Source organism: Salmonella sp. SG203, from assembly GCF_013350575.1.
GTDB classification, from domain to species: Bacteria; Pseudomonadota; Gammaproteobacteria; order Enterobacterales; family Enterobacteriaceae; genus Salmonella; species Salmonella enterica.
The window spans coordinates 15,160-26,219 of sequence record NZ_SNMT01000039.1 but is presented as its reverse complement, the minus strand read 5'-3'; the positions used below and the strand labels follow the sequence as shown (position 1 = coordinate 26,219).

25 protein-coding genes are annotated in these 11,060 nt (G+C 50.4%); 24 read left to right on the top strand and 1 reads right to left on the bottom strand.

The genetic code is table 11. From position 1 onward, the window contains the following. From HV477_RS26500 to bfr, 3 genes are all read left to right on the top strand, one after another. On the top strand, positions 1 to 118 hold a 118-nt coding region (locus tag HV477_RS26500), incomplete at its 5' end, for an elongation factor Tu (protein ID WP_000531011.1). A 184-nt stretch (positions 119 to 302) separates the two neighbouring features. Beyond that, positions 303 to 497: a bacterioferritin-associated ferredoxin gene (gene bfd / locus HV477_RS26495; protein ID WP_000289082.1), complete on the top strand. Its 195-nt coding sequence runs from the start codon at positions 303 to 305 to the stop codon at positions 495 to 497. Between the two features lie 72 nt (positions 498 to 569). Next, the gene (gene bfr, locus HV477_RS26490) at positions 570 to 1,046 is read left to right on the top strand and encodes a bacterioferritin (RefSeq protein WP_000675530.1); all 477 of its coding nucleotides are present in this window, start codon (positions 570 to 572) and stop codon (positions 1,044 to 1,046) included. Here the strand turns inward: bfr and hopD are convergent. Next, entirely contained in the window at positions 1,043 to 1,510 is a 468-nt protein-coding gene (gene hopD / locus HV477_RS26485; protein WP_000495855.1) for an A24 family peptidase, read from the bottom strand. The genes bfr and hopD overlap by 4 nt on opposite strands. 379 nt (positions 1,511 to 1,889) lie before the next feature. On the opposite strand from hopD, the gene rpsJ reads away from it, so the two are divergent. From rpsJ to rplO, 21 genes are all read left to right on the top strand, one after another. Next, a complete protein-coding gene (rpsJ, locus tag HV477_RS26480) occupies positions 1,890 to 2,201 on the top strand; it encodes a 30S ribosomal protein S10 (protein ID WP_001181005.1) in 312 nt (103 codons plus the stop codon). Positions 2,202 to 2,233: 32 nt separating this feature from the next. Next, a complete protein-coding gene (rplC, locus tag HV477_RS26475; RefSeq protein WP_000579838.1) occupies positions 2,234 to 2,863 on the top strand; it encodes a 50S ribosomal protein L3 in 630 nt (209 codons plus the stop codon). A gap of 10 nt (positions 2,864 to 2,873) precedes the next feature. Further along, on the top strand, positions 2,874 to 3,479 hold the full coding sequence (rplD, locus tag HV477_RS26470) for a 50S ribosomal protein L4 (RefSeq protein ID WP_000424395.1): 606 nt from the start codon (positions 2,874 to 2,876) through the stop codon (positions 3,477 to 3,479). Next, positions 3,476 to 3,778 carry a 50S ribosomal protein L23 gene (rplW, locus tag HV477_RS26465; RefSeq protein WP_000617546.1) on the top strand — a complete coding sequence of 101 codons (303 nt, stop codon included), beginning with the start codon at positions 3,476 to 3,478 and terminating at the stop codon, positions 3,776 to 3,778. The genes rplD and rplW overlap by 4 nt, the downstream gene beginning before the upstream one ends. A gap of 17 nt (positions 3,779 to 3,795) precedes the next feature. Continuing rightward, the gene (gene rplB / locus HV477_RS26460; protein WP_000301869.1) at positions 3,796 to 4,617 is read left to right on the top strand and encodes a 50S ribosomal protein L2; all 822 of its coding nucleotides are present in this window, start codon (positions 3,796 to 3,798) and stop codon (positions 4,615 to 4,617) included. 16 nt (positions 4,618 to 4,633) lie between these two features. Then, positions 4,634 to 4,912: a 30S ribosomal protein S19 gene (gene rpsS, locus HV477_RS26455; RefSeq protein ID WP_001138115.1), complete on the top strand. Its 279-nt coding sequence runs from the start codon at positions 4,634 to 4,636 to the stop codon at positions 4,910 to 4,912. A 14-nt stretch (positions 4,913 to 4,926) separates the two neighbouring features. Continuing rightward, entirely contained in the window at positions 4,927 to 5,259 is a 333-nt protein-coding gene (gene rplV, locus HV477_RS26450) for a 50S ribosomal protein L22 (protein WP_000447529.1), read from the top strand. A 17-nt stretch (positions 5,260 to 5,276) separates the two neighbouring features. Then, positions 5,277 to 5,978: a 30S ribosomal protein S3 gene (rpsC, locus tag HV477_RS26445; protein WP_000529945.1), complete on the top strand. Its 702-nt coding sequence runs from the start codon at positions 5,277 to 5,279 to the stop codon at positions 5,976 to 5,978. Between the two features lie 12 nt (positions 5,979 to 5,990). After that, positions 5,991 to 6,401: a 50S ribosomal protein L16 gene (gene rplP, locus HV477_RS26440; RefSeq protein ID WP_000941208.1), complete on the top strand. Its 411-nt coding sequence runs from the start codon at positions 5,991 to 5,993 to the stop codon at positions 6,399 to 6,401. Next, on the top strand, positions 6,401 to 6,592 hold the full coding sequence (gene rpmC, locus HV477_RS26435; RefSeq protein ID WP_000644742.1) for a 50S ribosomal protein L29: 192 nt from the start codon (positions 6,401 to 6,403) through the stop codon (positions 6,590 to 6,592). The genes rplP and rpmC overlap by 1 nt, the downstream gene beginning before the upstream one ends. After that, positions 6,592 to 6,846, top strand: coding sequence for a 30S ribosomal protein S17 (gene rpsQ / locus HV477_RS26430; protein ID WP_000130101.1), 255 nt, complete (start codon positions 6,592 to 6,594; stop codon positions 6,844 to 6,846). Before rpmC ends, rpsQ begins: the two co-directional genes overlap by 1 nt. 163 nt (positions 6,847 to 7,009) lie before the next feature. Beyond that, positions 7,010 to 7,381: a 50S ribosomal protein L14 gene (gene rplN, locus HV477_RS26425; RefSeq protein WP_000613954.1), complete on the top strand. Its 372-nt coding sequence runs from the start codon at positions 7,010 to 7,012 to the stop codon at positions 7,379 to 7,381. Between the two features lie 10 nt (positions 7,382 to 7,391). Then, positions 7,392 to 7,706 carry a 50S ribosomal protein L24 gene (rplX, locus tag HV477_RS26420; protein ID WP_000729185.1) on the top strand — a complete coding sequence of 105 codons (315 nt, stop codon included), beginning with the start codon at positions 7,392 to 7,394 and terminating at the stop codon, positions 7,704 to 7,706. Between the two features lie 14 nt (positions 7,707 to 7,720). Further along, entirely contained in the window at positions 7,721 to 8,260 is a 540-nt protein-coding gene (rplE, locus tag HV477_RS26415; RefSeq protein WP_001096206.1) for a 50S ribosomal protein L5, read from the top strand. 14 nt (positions 8,261 to 8,274) lie between these two features. Then, on the top strand, positions 8,275 to 8,580 hold the full coding sequence (rpsN, locus tag HV477_RS26410) for a 30S ribosomal protein S14 (protein ID WP_001118932.1): 306 nt from the start codon (positions 8,275 to 8,277) through the stop codon (positions 8,578 to 8,580). 33 nt (positions 8,581 to 8,613) lie between these two features. Beyond that, positions 8,614 to 9,006 (top strand): 30S ribosomal protein S8, encoded by a 393-nt coding sequence (rpsH, locus tag HV477_RS26405; RefSeq protein ID WP_000062611.1) that lies wholly within the window; start codon positions 8,614 to 8,616, stop codon positions 9,004 to 9,006. Positions 9,007 to 9,018: 12 nt separating this feature from the next. After that, positions 9,019 to 9,552: a 50S ribosomal protein L6 gene (rplF, locus tag HV477_RS26400; protein ID WP_000091939.1), complete on the top strand. Its 534-nt coding sequence runs from the start codon at positions 9,019 to 9,021 to the stop codon at positions 9,550 to 9,552. A gap of 9 nt (positions 9,553 to 9,561) precedes the next feature. Continuing rightward, on the top strand, positions 9,562 to 9,915 hold the full coding sequence (gene rplR / locus HV477_RS26395) for a 50S ribosomal protein L18 (RefSeq protein WP_000358956.1): 354 nt from the start codon (positions 9,562 to 9,564) through the stop codon (positions 9,913 to 9,915). A gap of 14 nt (positions 9,916 to 9,929) precedes the next feature. Beyond that, positions 9,930 to 10,433 carry a 30S ribosomal protein S5 gene (gene rpsE, locus HV477_RS26390; RefSeq protein ID WP_000940121.1) on the top strand — a complete coding sequence of 168 codons (504 nt, stop codon included), beginning with the start codon at positions 9,930 to 9,932 and terminating at the stop codon, positions 10,431 to 10,433. Between the two features lie 3 nt (positions 10,434 to 10,436). Beyond that, positions 10,437 to 10,616, top strand: coding sequence for a 50S ribosomal protein L30 (gene rpmD, locus HV477_RS26385; protein WP_001140434.1), 180 nt, complete (start codon positions 10,437 to 10,439; stop codon positions 10,614 to 10,616). 3 nt (positions 10,617 to 10,619) lie between these two features. Continuing rightward, complete coding sequence (gene rplO / locus HV477_RS26380; RefSeq protein WP_001238917.1) at positions 10,620 to 11,054, top strand: 50S ribosomal protein L15; 435 nt, start codon at positions 10,620 to 10,622, stop codon at positions 11,052 to 11,054. Positions 11,055 to 11,060 lie beyond the last annotated feature (6 nt).

Below are 11,060 nucleotides of genomic sequence, written 5' to 3'. Positions count from 1 at the left end.
CATCAAAATGGTTGTTACCCTGATCCACCCGATCGCGATGGACGACGGTCTGCGTTTCGCAATCCGTGAAGGCGGCCGTACCGTTGGCGCGGGCGTTGTTGCTAAAGTTCTGGGCTAATTACTCGTTAATTAGTTTTGAATTGAAGAGGGCGCTTCGGCGCCCTTTTTGTTGCCTGCTATTTAGCCGCTGTTATATTTATTCACCCTTTTTAACGCTTCTCCCGTGGCGTAAATCGCTTTGTGCTATTGTAATCATAACCATTCTCATTTACACTTTGTGCGGAAATTGAACGGGAGCGATCATGTACGTTTGTTTGTGTAATGGTATAAGCGATAAAAAAATCCGCCAGGCTGTACGACAATTTCATCCACAGTCATTTCAACAGTTGCGTAAATTTATTCCTGTGGGAAATCAATGTGGTAAGTGTATTCGCGCCGCGCGAGAAGTGATGCAGGATGAGTTAACGCAAATGCCGGAATTTAAAGAGATCGCCTGAGTCACACTCTTTTTTTTGACATCCCTGTAGCCCCATCTACGCTCTAGAGAGTGGAAGCGGAGGGACTATAAAATGAAAGGTGATGTTAAAATCATAAATTATCTCAATAAACTATTGGGAAATGAGCTTGTCGCAATTAATCAGTATTTTCTTCATGCCCGTATGTTCAAAAACTGGGGCCTGACCCGGCTTAATGATGTTGAGTACCATGAATCCATTGATGAGATGAAACACGCCGATAAGTATATTGAGCGTATTTTATTTCTGGAAGGCATACCGAACCTACAGGATCTGGGCAAGCTGGGCATCGGTGAAGATGTCGAAGAGATGCTACGATCGGATCTCCGGCTCGAACTGGAAGGCGCAAAAGATCTACGTGAGGCAATAGCCTATGCCGATAGCGTTCATGATTATGTCAGCCGGGATATGATGATTGAAATTCTTGCCGACGAGGAAGGCCACATCGACTGGCTGGAAACTGAGCTGGATTTGATTGCCAAACTTGGTATGCAAAATTATCTGCAATCACAAATTAAGGTTACCGATTAACCGTCTGGAAAGAAAACTTTCCAACCTGTTATGAAACCCGCCACCGCCAGCCATGGCCCAAAAGGTAGCGGGTTTATTAATGCCGATTTACCTCTCACCAGTAGCGCGACGCCAAACCCGCCACAGGCCAACATAGCGGCAAGGAAAACCAGTAACGGCAGTGTTTCCCAACAATGCCACGCCCCTAAGGCAGCAAGGTACTTGACGTCGCCATATCCAAGCCCCTCTTTCTGATAACGCAGGCGATAGCCCCAGTAAATTAACGCGAATCCGCCATAGCCGGCGATAGCGCCCCAAAGCGCATCCGGTAAACGCTCCGGCAGGCAAATCTGGTGATAAAGCAGACCACCCCACAGTAATGGACAAGTAAACCGGTCAGGCAGCAGACCGGTACGCGCGTCGTATATGCCAAGTAATAAAGAGAACGACGTATAAAAAATGAGAAAGGGGAGGGCAACAAACATAAGCAAATCCTCGTCAAGGTTTGTGCTCACCTTTATAGATTTATGCGACAGCGACAACGACGTATTGCCAGGTTTGCCTGATGCCTTCCAAAGAAAAGGTGCGCGTTGCCATCCCATGCGTACCATCTGGAATCATGCTCGCATAAGAATAAAGCGCTTAATTTCTATCCGACACTTGCGTCAGGCTGAGATTTACGTATAATGCGCGGGCTTGTCGTAATTGACGGCAGGTTCGATTTGAACCTCGAATAGCCGATTTGGCTATTTAACAATGCTCCCAATCGGGGAGCTACGTAAGAACGGTTACACTCTCCCATCAATCGTAATGGGTGTGAGGAGTAATCATTTTCGTTTATAAAATAATTGGAGCTCTGGTCTCATGCAGAACCAAAGAATCCGTATCCGCCTGAAAGCGTTTGATCATCGTCTGATCGATCAATCAACCGCGGAAATCGTCGAGACTGCCAAGCGCACTGGTGCGCAGGTTCGCGGTCCGATCCCGCTGCCGACCCGCAAAGAGCGCTTTACCGTTCTGATCTCTCCGCACGTTAACAAAGATGCGCGCGATCAGTACGAAATTCGCACTCACAAGCGTCTGGTTGACATCGTTGAGCCAACCGAGAAAACCGTTGATGCTCTGATGCGTCTGGACCTGGCTGCCGGTGTAGACGTGCAGATCAGCCTGGGTTAATCAGGTCATCGAGCGATTGAGAGGTTGATACAATGATTGGTTTAGTCGGTAAAAAAGTGGGTATGACCCGCATCTTCACTGAAGATGGCGTCTCTATCCCAGTAACCGTAATCGAAGTTGAAGCAAACCGTGTTACTCAGGTTAAAGACCTGGCTAACGATGGCTACCGCGCTGTTCAGGTTACTACGGGTGCTAAAAAAGCTAACCGTGTCACCAAGCCGGAAGCGGGTCACTTTGCTAAAGCTGGCGTAGAAGCTGGCCGTGGTCTGTGGGAATTCCGTCTGGCTGAAGGCGAAGAATACACCGTAGGTCAGAGCATCAGCGTTGAACTGTTTGCTGACGTTAAAAAAGTTGACGTAACCGGTACCTCTAAAGGTAAAGGTTTCGCTGGTACCGTTAAGCGCTGGAACTTCCGTACCCAGGACGCTACTCACGGTAACTCCTTGTCTCACCGCGTTCCGGGTTCTATCGGTCAGAACCAGACTCCGGGCAAAGTGTTCAAAGGCAAGAAAATGGCAGGTCAGATGGGTAATGAGCGCGTAACCGTTCAGAGCCTTGACGTAGTACGCGTTGACGCTGAGCGCAACCTGCTGCTGGTTAAGGGTGGTGTTCCGGGTGCAACCGGTTGCGACCTGATCGTTAAACCAGCTGTGAAGGCGTAAGGGGATAGCAATGGAATTAGTATTGAAAGACGCGCAGAGCGCGCTGACTGTTTCCGAAACTACCTTCGGTCGTGATTTCAACGAAGCGCTGGTTCACCAGGTTGTTGTTGCTTATGCAGCTGGTGCTCGTCAGGGTACTCGTGCTCAGAAGACTCGTGCTGAAGTAACTGGTTCCGGTAAAAAACCGTGGCGCCAGAAAGGCACTGGCCGTGCGCGTTCAGGTTCTATCAAGAGCCCGATCTGGCGTTCCGGTGGCGTGACCTTCGCTGCTCGTCCGCAGGACCACAGTCAAAAAGTTAACAAGAAGATGTACCGCGGCGCGCTGAAAAGCATCTTGTCCGAACTGGTACGTCAGGATCGTCTGATCGTTGTCGAGAAGTTCTCTGTAGAAGCGCCGAAAACTAAGCTGCTGGCACAGAAACTGAAAGACATGGCTCTGGAAGATGTGCTGATCATCACCGGTGAGCTGGACGAGAACCTGTTCCTGGCCGCACGTAACCTGCACAAGGTTGACGTACGCGATGCGACTGGTATCGACCCGGTTAGCCTGATCGCCTTCGACAAAGTCGTAATGACTGCTGATGCTGTTAAGCAAGTTGAGGAGATGCTGGCATGATTCGTGAAGAACGTCTGCTGAAGGTGCTGCGCGCACCGCACGTTTCTGAAAAAGCGTCTACTGCGATGGAAAAAACTAACACCATCGTTCTCAAAGTTGCTAAAGACGCGACCAAAGCAGAAATCAAAGCTGCTGTGCAGAAACTGTTTGAAGTCGAAGTCGAAGTCGTTAACACCCTGGTCGTTAAAGGGAAAGTTAAACGTCACGGACAGCGTATCGGTCGTCGTAGCGACTGGAAAAAAGCTTACGTCACCCTGAAAGAAGGCCAGAATCTGGACTTCGTCGGCGGCGCTGAGTAAGTCGGAGGAGTAATACAATGGCAGTTGTTAAATGTAAACCGACATCTCCGGGTCGTCGCCACGTCGTTAAAGTGGTCAACCCAGAGCTGCACAAGGGCAAACCTTTTGCTCCGCTGGTTGAAAAAAACAGCAAATCCGGTGGTCGTAACAACAATGGCCGTATCACCACTCGTCATATCGGTGGTGGTCACAAACAGGCTTATCGTATTGTTGACTTCAAACGCAACAAAGACGGTATCCCGGCAGTTGTTGAACGTCTTGAGTACGATCCGAACCGTTCCGCGAACATCGCGCTGGTTCTGTACAAAGACGGCGAACGCCGTTACATCCTGGCCCCGAAAGGCCTGAAAGCTGGCGACCAGATTCAGTCTGGCGTTGATGCTGCAATCAAAGCAGGCAACACCCTGCCGATGCGCAATATCCCGGTTGGTTCTACCGTTCATAACGTAGAAATGAAACCAGGTAAAGGCGGTCAGCTGGCGCGTTCCGCTGGTACTTACGTTCAGATCGTTGCTCGCGATGGCGCTTATGTCACCCTGCGTCTGCGTTCTGGTGAAATGCGTAAAGTCGAAGCAGACTGCCGTGCAACCCTGGGCGAAGTTGGCAATGCTGAGCATATGCTGCGCGTTCTGGGTAAAGCAGGTGCTGCACGCTGGCGTGGCGTTCGTCCTACCGTTCGCGGTACTGCGATGAACCCAGTAGACCACCCACATGGTGGTGGTGAAGGTCGTAACTTTGGTAAGCACCCGGTAACTCCGTGGGGCGTTCAGACCAAAGGTAAGAAGACCCGCAGCAACAAGCGTACTGATAAATTCATCGTACGTCGCCGTAGCAAATAATTTTAGAGGATAAGCCATGCCACGTTCTCTCAAGAAAGGTCCTTTTATTGACCTGCACTTGCTGAAGAAGGTAGAGAAAGCGGTGGAAAGCGGAGACAAGAAGCCCCTGCGCACCTGGTCCCGTCGTTCAACGATCTTTCCTAACATGATCGGTTTGACCATCGCTGTCCATAATGGTCGTCAGCACGTTCCGGTATTTGTTTCCGACGAAATGGTCGGTCACAAACTGGGTGAATTCGCACCGACTCGTACTTATCGCGGCCACGCTGCTGATAAAAAAGCGAAGAAGAAATAAGGTAGGAGGAAGAGATGGAAACTATCGCTAAACATCGCCATGCTCGTTCTTCTGCTCAGAAGGTTCGCCTTGTTGCTGACCTGATTCGCGGTAAGAAAGTGTCGCAGGCTCTGGATATTCTGACCTACACCAACAAGAAAGCGGCTGTACTGGTCAAGAAAGTTCTGGAATCTGCCATTGCTAACGCTGAACACAACGATGGCGCTGACATTGACGATCTGAAAGTTACGAAAATTTTCGTAGACGAAGGCCCGAGCATGAAGCGCATTATGCCGCGTGCAAAAGGTCGTGCAGATCGCATCCTGAAGCGCACCAGCCACATCACTGTGGTTGTGTCCGATCGCTGAGACTCTGGAGACTAGCAATGGGTCAGAAAGTACATCCTAATGGTATTCGCCTGGGTATTGTAAAACCATGGAACTCTACCTGGTTTGCGAACACCAAAGAATTCGCTGACAACCTGGACAGCGATTTTAAAGTACGTCAGTACCTGACGAAGGAACTGGCTAAAGCGTCTGTATCTCGTATCGTTATCGAGCGTCCGGCTAAGAGCATCCGTGTGACTATTCACACCGCTCGCCCGGGTATCGTTATCGGTAAAAAAGGTGAAGACGTAGAAAAACTGCGTAAGGTCGTAGCGGATATCGCTGGCGTTCCTGCACAGATCAACATCGCCGAAGTTCGTAAACCTGAACTGGACGCTAAACTGGTTGCTGACAGCATCACTTCTCAGCTGGAACGTCGCGTTATGTTCCGTCGTGCGATGAAGCGTGCTGTACAGAACGCCATGCGTCTGGGCGCTAAAGGTATCAAAGTTGAAGTTAGCGGCCGTCTGGGCGGCGCGGAAATCGCACGTACCGAATGGTACCGCGAAGGTCGCGTACCGCTGCACACTCTGCGTGCTGACATCGACTACAACACCTCTGAAGCGCACACCACTTATGGTGTAATCGGCGTTAAAGTGTGGATCTTCAAAGGCGAGATCCTGGGTGGTATGGCTGCTGTTGAACAACCGGAAAAACCGGCTGCTCAACCGAAAAAGCAGCAGCGTAAAGGCCGTAAATAAGGAGCGTCGCTGATGTTACAACCAAAGCGTACAAAATTCCGTAAAATGCACAAAGGCCGCAACCGTGGTCTGGCTGCAGGCGCGGATGTTAGCTTCGGCAGCTTCGGCCTGAAAGCTGTTGGCCGTGGTCGTCTGACTGCCCGTCAGATCGAAGCAGCACGTCGTGCTATGACCCGTGCAGTTAAGCGTCAAGGTAAGATCTGGATCCGTGTATTCCCGGACAAACCGATCACTGAAAAGCCGCTGGCAGTGCGTATGGGTAAAGGTAAAGGTAACGTGGAGTATTGGGTTGCCTTGATTCAGCCGGGTAAAGTCCTGTATGAAATGGACGGCGTACCGGAAGAGCTGGCCCGTGAAGCATTCAAGCTGGCAGCAGCGAAACTGCCGATTAAAACCACCTTTGTAACTAAGACGGTGATGTAATGAAAGCAAAAGAGCTGCGTGAGAAGAGCGTTGAAGAGCTGAACACCGAGCTACTGAACCTGCTGCGTGAGCAGTTCAACCTGCGTATGCAGGCTGCAAGTGGCCAGCTGCAACAGTCTCACCTGTTGAAGCAAGTGCGTCGTGATGTCGCACGCGTTAAGACTTTACTGACTGAGAAGGCGGGTGCGTAATGACCGATAAAATCCGTACTCTGCAAGGTCGCGTGGTTAGCGACAAAATGGAGAAATCCATTGTTGTTGCTATCGAACGTTTTGTGAAACACCCGATCTACGGTAAATTCATCAAGCGTACGACCAAAATGCACGTACATGACGAGAACAACGAATGCGGTATCGGCGACGTGGTTGAAATCCGCGAATGCCGTCCGCTGTCCAAGACCAAATCCTGGACTCTGGTTCGCGTTGTAGAGAAAGCGGTTCTGTAATACAGTACGCATTCTCAACGAATAAACGGCTCAGCGATGGGCCGTTTATTTTTTCTACCCATATCTGATTTGCGGTGTTATAATGCCGCGCCCTCGATATGGGGTTTTTTTAACGACCTGATTTTCGGGTCTCAGTAGTAGTTGACATTAGCGGAGCACTAAAATGATCCAAGAACAGACTATGCTGAACGTCGCCGACAACTCCGGTGCACGTCGCGTAATGTGTATCAAGGTTCTGGGTGGCTCGCACCGTCGCTACGCAGGCGTAGGCGACATCATTAAGATCACCATCAAAGAAGCGATTCCGCGTGGTAAGGTCAAAAAAGGTGATGTGCTGAAGGCGGTAGTGGTGCGCACCAAGAAGGGTGTTCGTCGCCCGGACGGTTCTGTCATTCGCTTCGATGGTAATGCATGCGTTATTTTAAACAATAACAGTGAGCAGCCTATCGGTACGCGTATTTTTGGGCCGGTAACTCGTGAACTTCGTAACGAGAAGTTCATGAAAATTATCTCTCTGGCACCAGAAGTACTCTAAGGAGCGAATCATGGCAGCGAAAATCCGTCGTGATGACGAAGTTATCGTGTTAACCGGTAAAGATAAAGGTAAACGCGGTAAAGTTAAGAATGTCCTGTCTTCCGGCAAGGTCATTGTTGAAGGTATCAACCTGGTTAAGAAACACCAGAAGCCGGTTCCGGCTCTGAACCAACCGGGCGGCATCGTTGAAAAAGAAGCTGCAATTCAGGTTTCTAACGTTGCAATCTTCAATGCGGCAACCGGCAAGGCTGACCGTGTAGGCTTTAGATTCGAAGACGGCAAAAAAGTCCGTTTCTTCAAGTCTAACAGCGAAACTATCAAGTAATTTGGAGTAGTACGATGGCGAAACTGCATGATTACTACAAAGACGAAGTAGTTAACAAACTCATGACTGAGTTTAACTACAATTCTGTCATGCAAGTCCCTCGGGTCGAGAAGATCACCCTGAACATGGGTGTTGGTGAAGCGATCGCTGACAAGAAACTGCTGGATAACGCAGCAGCAGACCTGACAGCAATCTCCGGTCAAAAACCGTTGATCACCAAAGCACGCAAATCTGTTGCAGGCTTCAAAATCCGTCAGGGCTATCCGATCGGCTGTAAAGTAACTCTGCGTGGCGAACGCATGTGGGAGTTCTTTGAGCGCCTGATCACTATTGCTGTTCCTCGTATCCGTGACTTCCGTGGCTTGTCCGCTAAGTCATTCGACGGTCGTGGTAACTACAGCATGGGTGTCCGTGAGCAGATCATCTTCCCAGAAATCGACTACGATAAAGTCGACCGCGTTCGTGGTTTGGATATTACCATTACCACTACTGCGAAATCTGACGAAGAAGGCCGTGCTCTGCTGGCTGCCTTTGACTTCCCGTTCCGCAAGTAAGGTAGGGTTACTAAATGGCTAAGCAATCAATGAAAGCACGCGAAGTAAAACGCGTAGCTTTAGCTGATAAATACTTCGCGAAACGCGCTGAACTGAAAGCGATCATCTCTGATGTGAACGCAACCGACGAAGATCGTTGGAATGCGGTTCTTAAGCTGCAGACTCTGCCGCGTGATTCCAGCCCGTCACGTCAGCGTAACCGCTGCCGTCAAACTGGTCGTCCGCACGCTTTCCTGCGGAAGTTCGGGTTGAGCCGTATTAAGGTCCGTGAAGCCGCTATGCGCGGTGAAATTCCGGGTCTGAAAAAGGCTAGCTGGTAATTGTCACCAATTGAATCACGGGAGTAAAGACAGATGAGCATGCAAGATCCGATCGCGGATATGCTGACCCGTATCCGTAACGGTCAGGCCGCGAACAAAGCTGCGGTCACCATGCCTTCCTCCAAGCTGAAAGTGGCAATTGCCAACGTGCTGAAGGAAGAAGGTTTTATTGAAGATTTTAAAGTTGAAGGCGACACCAAGCCGGAACTGGAACTGACTCTTAAGTATTTCCAGGGTAAAGCTGTTGTAGAAAGCATTCAGCGTGTCAGCCGCCCAGGTCTGCGCATCTACAAACGTAAAGATGAGCTGCCGAAAGTTATGGCCGGTCTGGGTATCGCAGTTGTTTCTACCTCTAAAGGTGTTATGACTGATCGTGCAGCGCGCCAGGCTGGTCTTGGTGGCGAAATTATCTGCTACGTAGCCTAATCGGAGGAAAAAATGTCTCGTGTTGCTAAAGCACCGGTCGTTGTTCCTGCCGGCGTTGATGTCAAAATCAACGGTCAGGTTATTACGATCAAAGGTAAAAACGGCGAGCTGACTCGTACTCTCAACGATGCTGTTGAAGTTAAACATGCAGATAATGCACTGACCTTCGGTCCGCGTGATGGTTACGCAGACGGTTGGGCACAGGCTGGTACCGCGCGTGCCCTGCTGAACTCAATGGTTATCGGTGTTACCGAAGGCTTCACTAAGAAGCTGCAGCTGGTTGGTGTAGGTTATCGTGCAGCGGTTAAAGGGAATGTAGTAAACCTGTCTTTAGGTTTCTCTCACCCGGTTGACCATCAGCTGCCGGCAGGTATTACTGCTGAATGTCCGACTCAAACTGAAATCGTGCTGAAAGGCGCTGATAAGCAGGTGATCGGCCAGGTTGCAGCAGATCTGCGCGCCTACCGTCGTCCTGAGCCTTACAAAGGCAAGGGTGTTCGTTACGCCGACGAAGTCGTGCGTACCAAAGAGGCTAAGAAGAAGTAAGGTAACACTATGGATAAGAAATCTGCTCGTATCCGTCGTGCGACCCGCGCACGCCGCAAGCTCAAAGAGCTGGGCGCAACTCGCCTGGTGGTACATCGTACCCCGCGTCATATTTACGCACAGGTAATTGCACCGAACGGTTCTGAAGTTCTGGTAGCTGCTTCTACTGTAGAAAAAGCTATCGCTGAACAACTGAAGTACACCGGTAACAAAGACGCGGCTGCAGCTGTGGGTAAAGCTGTCGCTGAACGCGCTCTGGAAAAAGGCATCAAAGATGTGTCCTTTGACCGTTCCGGGTTCCAATATCATGGTCGTGTCCAGGCACTGGCAGATGCTGCCCGTGAAGCTGGCCTTCAGTTCTAAGGTAGAGGTGTAAGATGGCTCACATCGAAAAACAAGCTGGCGAACTGCAGGAAAAGCTGATCGCGGTAAACCGCGTATCTAAAACCGTTAAAGGTGGTCGTATTTTCTCCTTCACAGCTCTGACTGTAGTAGGCGATGGTAACGGTCGCGTAGGTTTTGGTTACGGTAAAGCGCGTGAAGTTCCAGCAGCGATCCAGAAAGCGATGGAAAAAGCCCGTCGCAATATGATTAACGTCGCGCTGAACAACGGCACCCTGCAGCACCCGGTTAAAGGTGTTCACACGGGGTCTCGTGTATTCATGCAGCCAGCTTCCGAAGGTACCGGTATCATCGCCGGTGGTGCAATGCGCGCCGTTCTGGAAGTTGCTGGGGTTCATAACGTTCTGGCTAAAGCATACGGTTCCACCAACCCGATCAACGTGGTTCGTGCAACTATTGATGGCCTGGAAAATATGAATTCTCCAGAAATGGTCGCTGCCAAGCGTGGTAAATCCGTTGAAGAAATTCTGGGGAAATAAACCATGGCAAAGACTATTAAAATTACTCAAACCCGCAGTGCAATCGGTCGTCTGCCGAAACACAAGGCAACGCTGCTTGGCCTGGGTCTGCGTCGTATTGGCCACACCGTAGAGCGCGAGGATACTCCTGCTGTTCGTGGTATGGTCAACGCGGTTTCCTTCATGGTTAAAGTTGAGGAGTAAGAGATGCGTTTAAATACTCTGTCTCCGGCCGAAGGCTCCAAAAAGGCGGGTAAACGCCTGGGTCGTGGTATCGGTTCTGGCCTCGGTAAAACCGGTGGTCGTGGTCACAAAGGTCAGAAGTCTCGTTCTGGCGGTGGCGTACGTCGCGGTTTCGAGGGTGGTCAGATGCCTCTGTACCGTCGTCTGCCGAAATTCGGCTTCACTTCTCGCAAAGCAGCGATTACAGCCGAAGTTCGTCTGTCTGACCTGGCGAAAGTAGAAGGCGGCGTTGTAGACCTGAACACGCTGAAAGCGGCAAACATTATCGGTATCCAGATCGAGTTCGCGAAAGTGATCCTGGCTGGCGAAGTCACTACTCCGGTAACTGTTCGTGGCCTGCGTGTTACTAAAGGCGCTCGTGCTGCTATCGAAGCTGCTGGCGGTAAAATCGAGGAATAAGTAGCA

Coding starts and splice junctions, on each gene's coding strand:
- bfd (WP_000289082.1), top strand. CDS start 303: ATGTACGTTTGTTTGTGTAATGGTATAAGCGATAAAAAAATCCGCCAG.
- bfr (WP_000675530.1), top strand. CDS start 570: ATGAAAGGTGATGTTAAAATCATAAATTATCTCAATAAACTATTGGGA.
- hopD (WP_000495855.1), bottom strand. CDS start 1,510: ATGTTTGTTGCCCTCCCCTTTCTCATTTTTTATACGTCGTTCTCTTTA.
- rpsJ (WP_001181005.1), top strand. CDS start 1,890: ATGCAGAACCAAAGAATCCGTATCCGCCTGAAAGCGTTTGATCATCGT.
- rplC (WP_000579838.1), top strand. CDS start 2,234: ATGATTGGTTTAGTCGGTAAAAAAGTGGGTATGACCCGCATCTTCACT.
- rplD (WP_000424395.1), top strand. CDS start 2,874: ATGGAATTAGTATTGAAAGACGCGCAGAGCGCGCTGACTGTTTCCGAA.
- rplW (WP_000617546.1), top strand. CDS start 3,476: ATGATTCGTGAAGAACGTCTGCTGAAGGTGCTGCGCGCACCGCACGTT.
- rplB (WP_000301869.1), top strand. CDS start 3,796: ATGGCAGTTGTTAAATGTAAACCGACATCTCCGGGTCGTCGCCACGTC.
- rpsS (WP_001138115.1), top strand. CDS start 4,634: ATGCCACGTTCTCTCAAGAAAGGTCCTTTTATTGACCTGCACTTGCTG.
- rplV (WP_000447529.1), top strand. CDS start 4,927: ATGGAAACTATCGCTAAACATCGCCATGCTCGTTCTTCTGCTCAGAAG.
- rpsC (WP_000529945.1), top strand. CDS start 5,277: ATGGGTCAGAAAGTACATCCTAATGGTATTCGCCTGGGTATTGTAAAA.
- rplP (WP_000941208.1), top strand. CDS start 5,991: ATGTTACAACCAAAGCGTACAAAATTCCGTAAAATGCACAAAGGCCGC.
- rpmC (WP_000644742.1), top strand. CDS start 6,401: ATGAAAGCAAAAGAGCTGCGTGAGAAGAGCGTTGAAGAGCTGAACACC.
- rpsQ (WP_000130101.1), top strand. CDS start 6,592: ATGACCGATAAAATCCGTACTCTGCAAGGTCGCGTGGTTAGCGACAAA.
- rplN (WP_000613954.1), top strand. CDS start 7,010: ATGATCCAAGAACAGACTATGCTGAACGTCGCCGACAACTCCGGTGCA.
- rplX (WP_000729185.1), top strand. CDS start 7,392: ATGGCAGCGAAAATCCGTCGTGATGACGAAGTTATCGTGTTAACCGGT.
- rplE (WP_001096206.1), top strand. CDS start 7,721: ATGGCGAAACTGCATGATTACTACAAAGACGAAGTAGTTAACAAACTC.
- rpsN (WP_001118932.1), top strand. CDS start 8,275: ATGGCTAAGCAATCAATGAAAGCACGCGAAGTAAAACGCGTAGCTTTA.
- rpsH (WP_000062611.1), top strand. CDS start 8,614: ATGAGCATGCAAGATCCGATCGCGGATATGCTGACCCGTATCCGTAAC.
- rplF (WP_000091939.1), top strand. CDS start 9,019: ATGTCTCGTGTTGCTAAAGCACCGGTCGTTGTTCCTGCCGGCGTTGAT.
- rplR (WP_000358956.1), top strand. CDS start 9,562: ATGGATAAGAAATCTGCTCGTATCCGTCGTGCGACCCGCGCACGCCGC.
- rpsE (WP_000940121.1), top strand. CDS start 9,930: ATGGCTCACATCGAAAAACAAGCTGGCGAACTGCAGGAAAAGCTGATC.
- rpmD (WP_001140434.1), top strand. CDS start 10,437: ATGGCAAAGACTATTAAAATTACTCAAACCCGCAGTGCAATCGGTCGT.
- rplO (WP_001238917.1), top strand. CDS start 10,620: ATGCGTTTAAATACTCTGTCTCCGGCCGAAGGCTCCAAAAAGGCGGGT.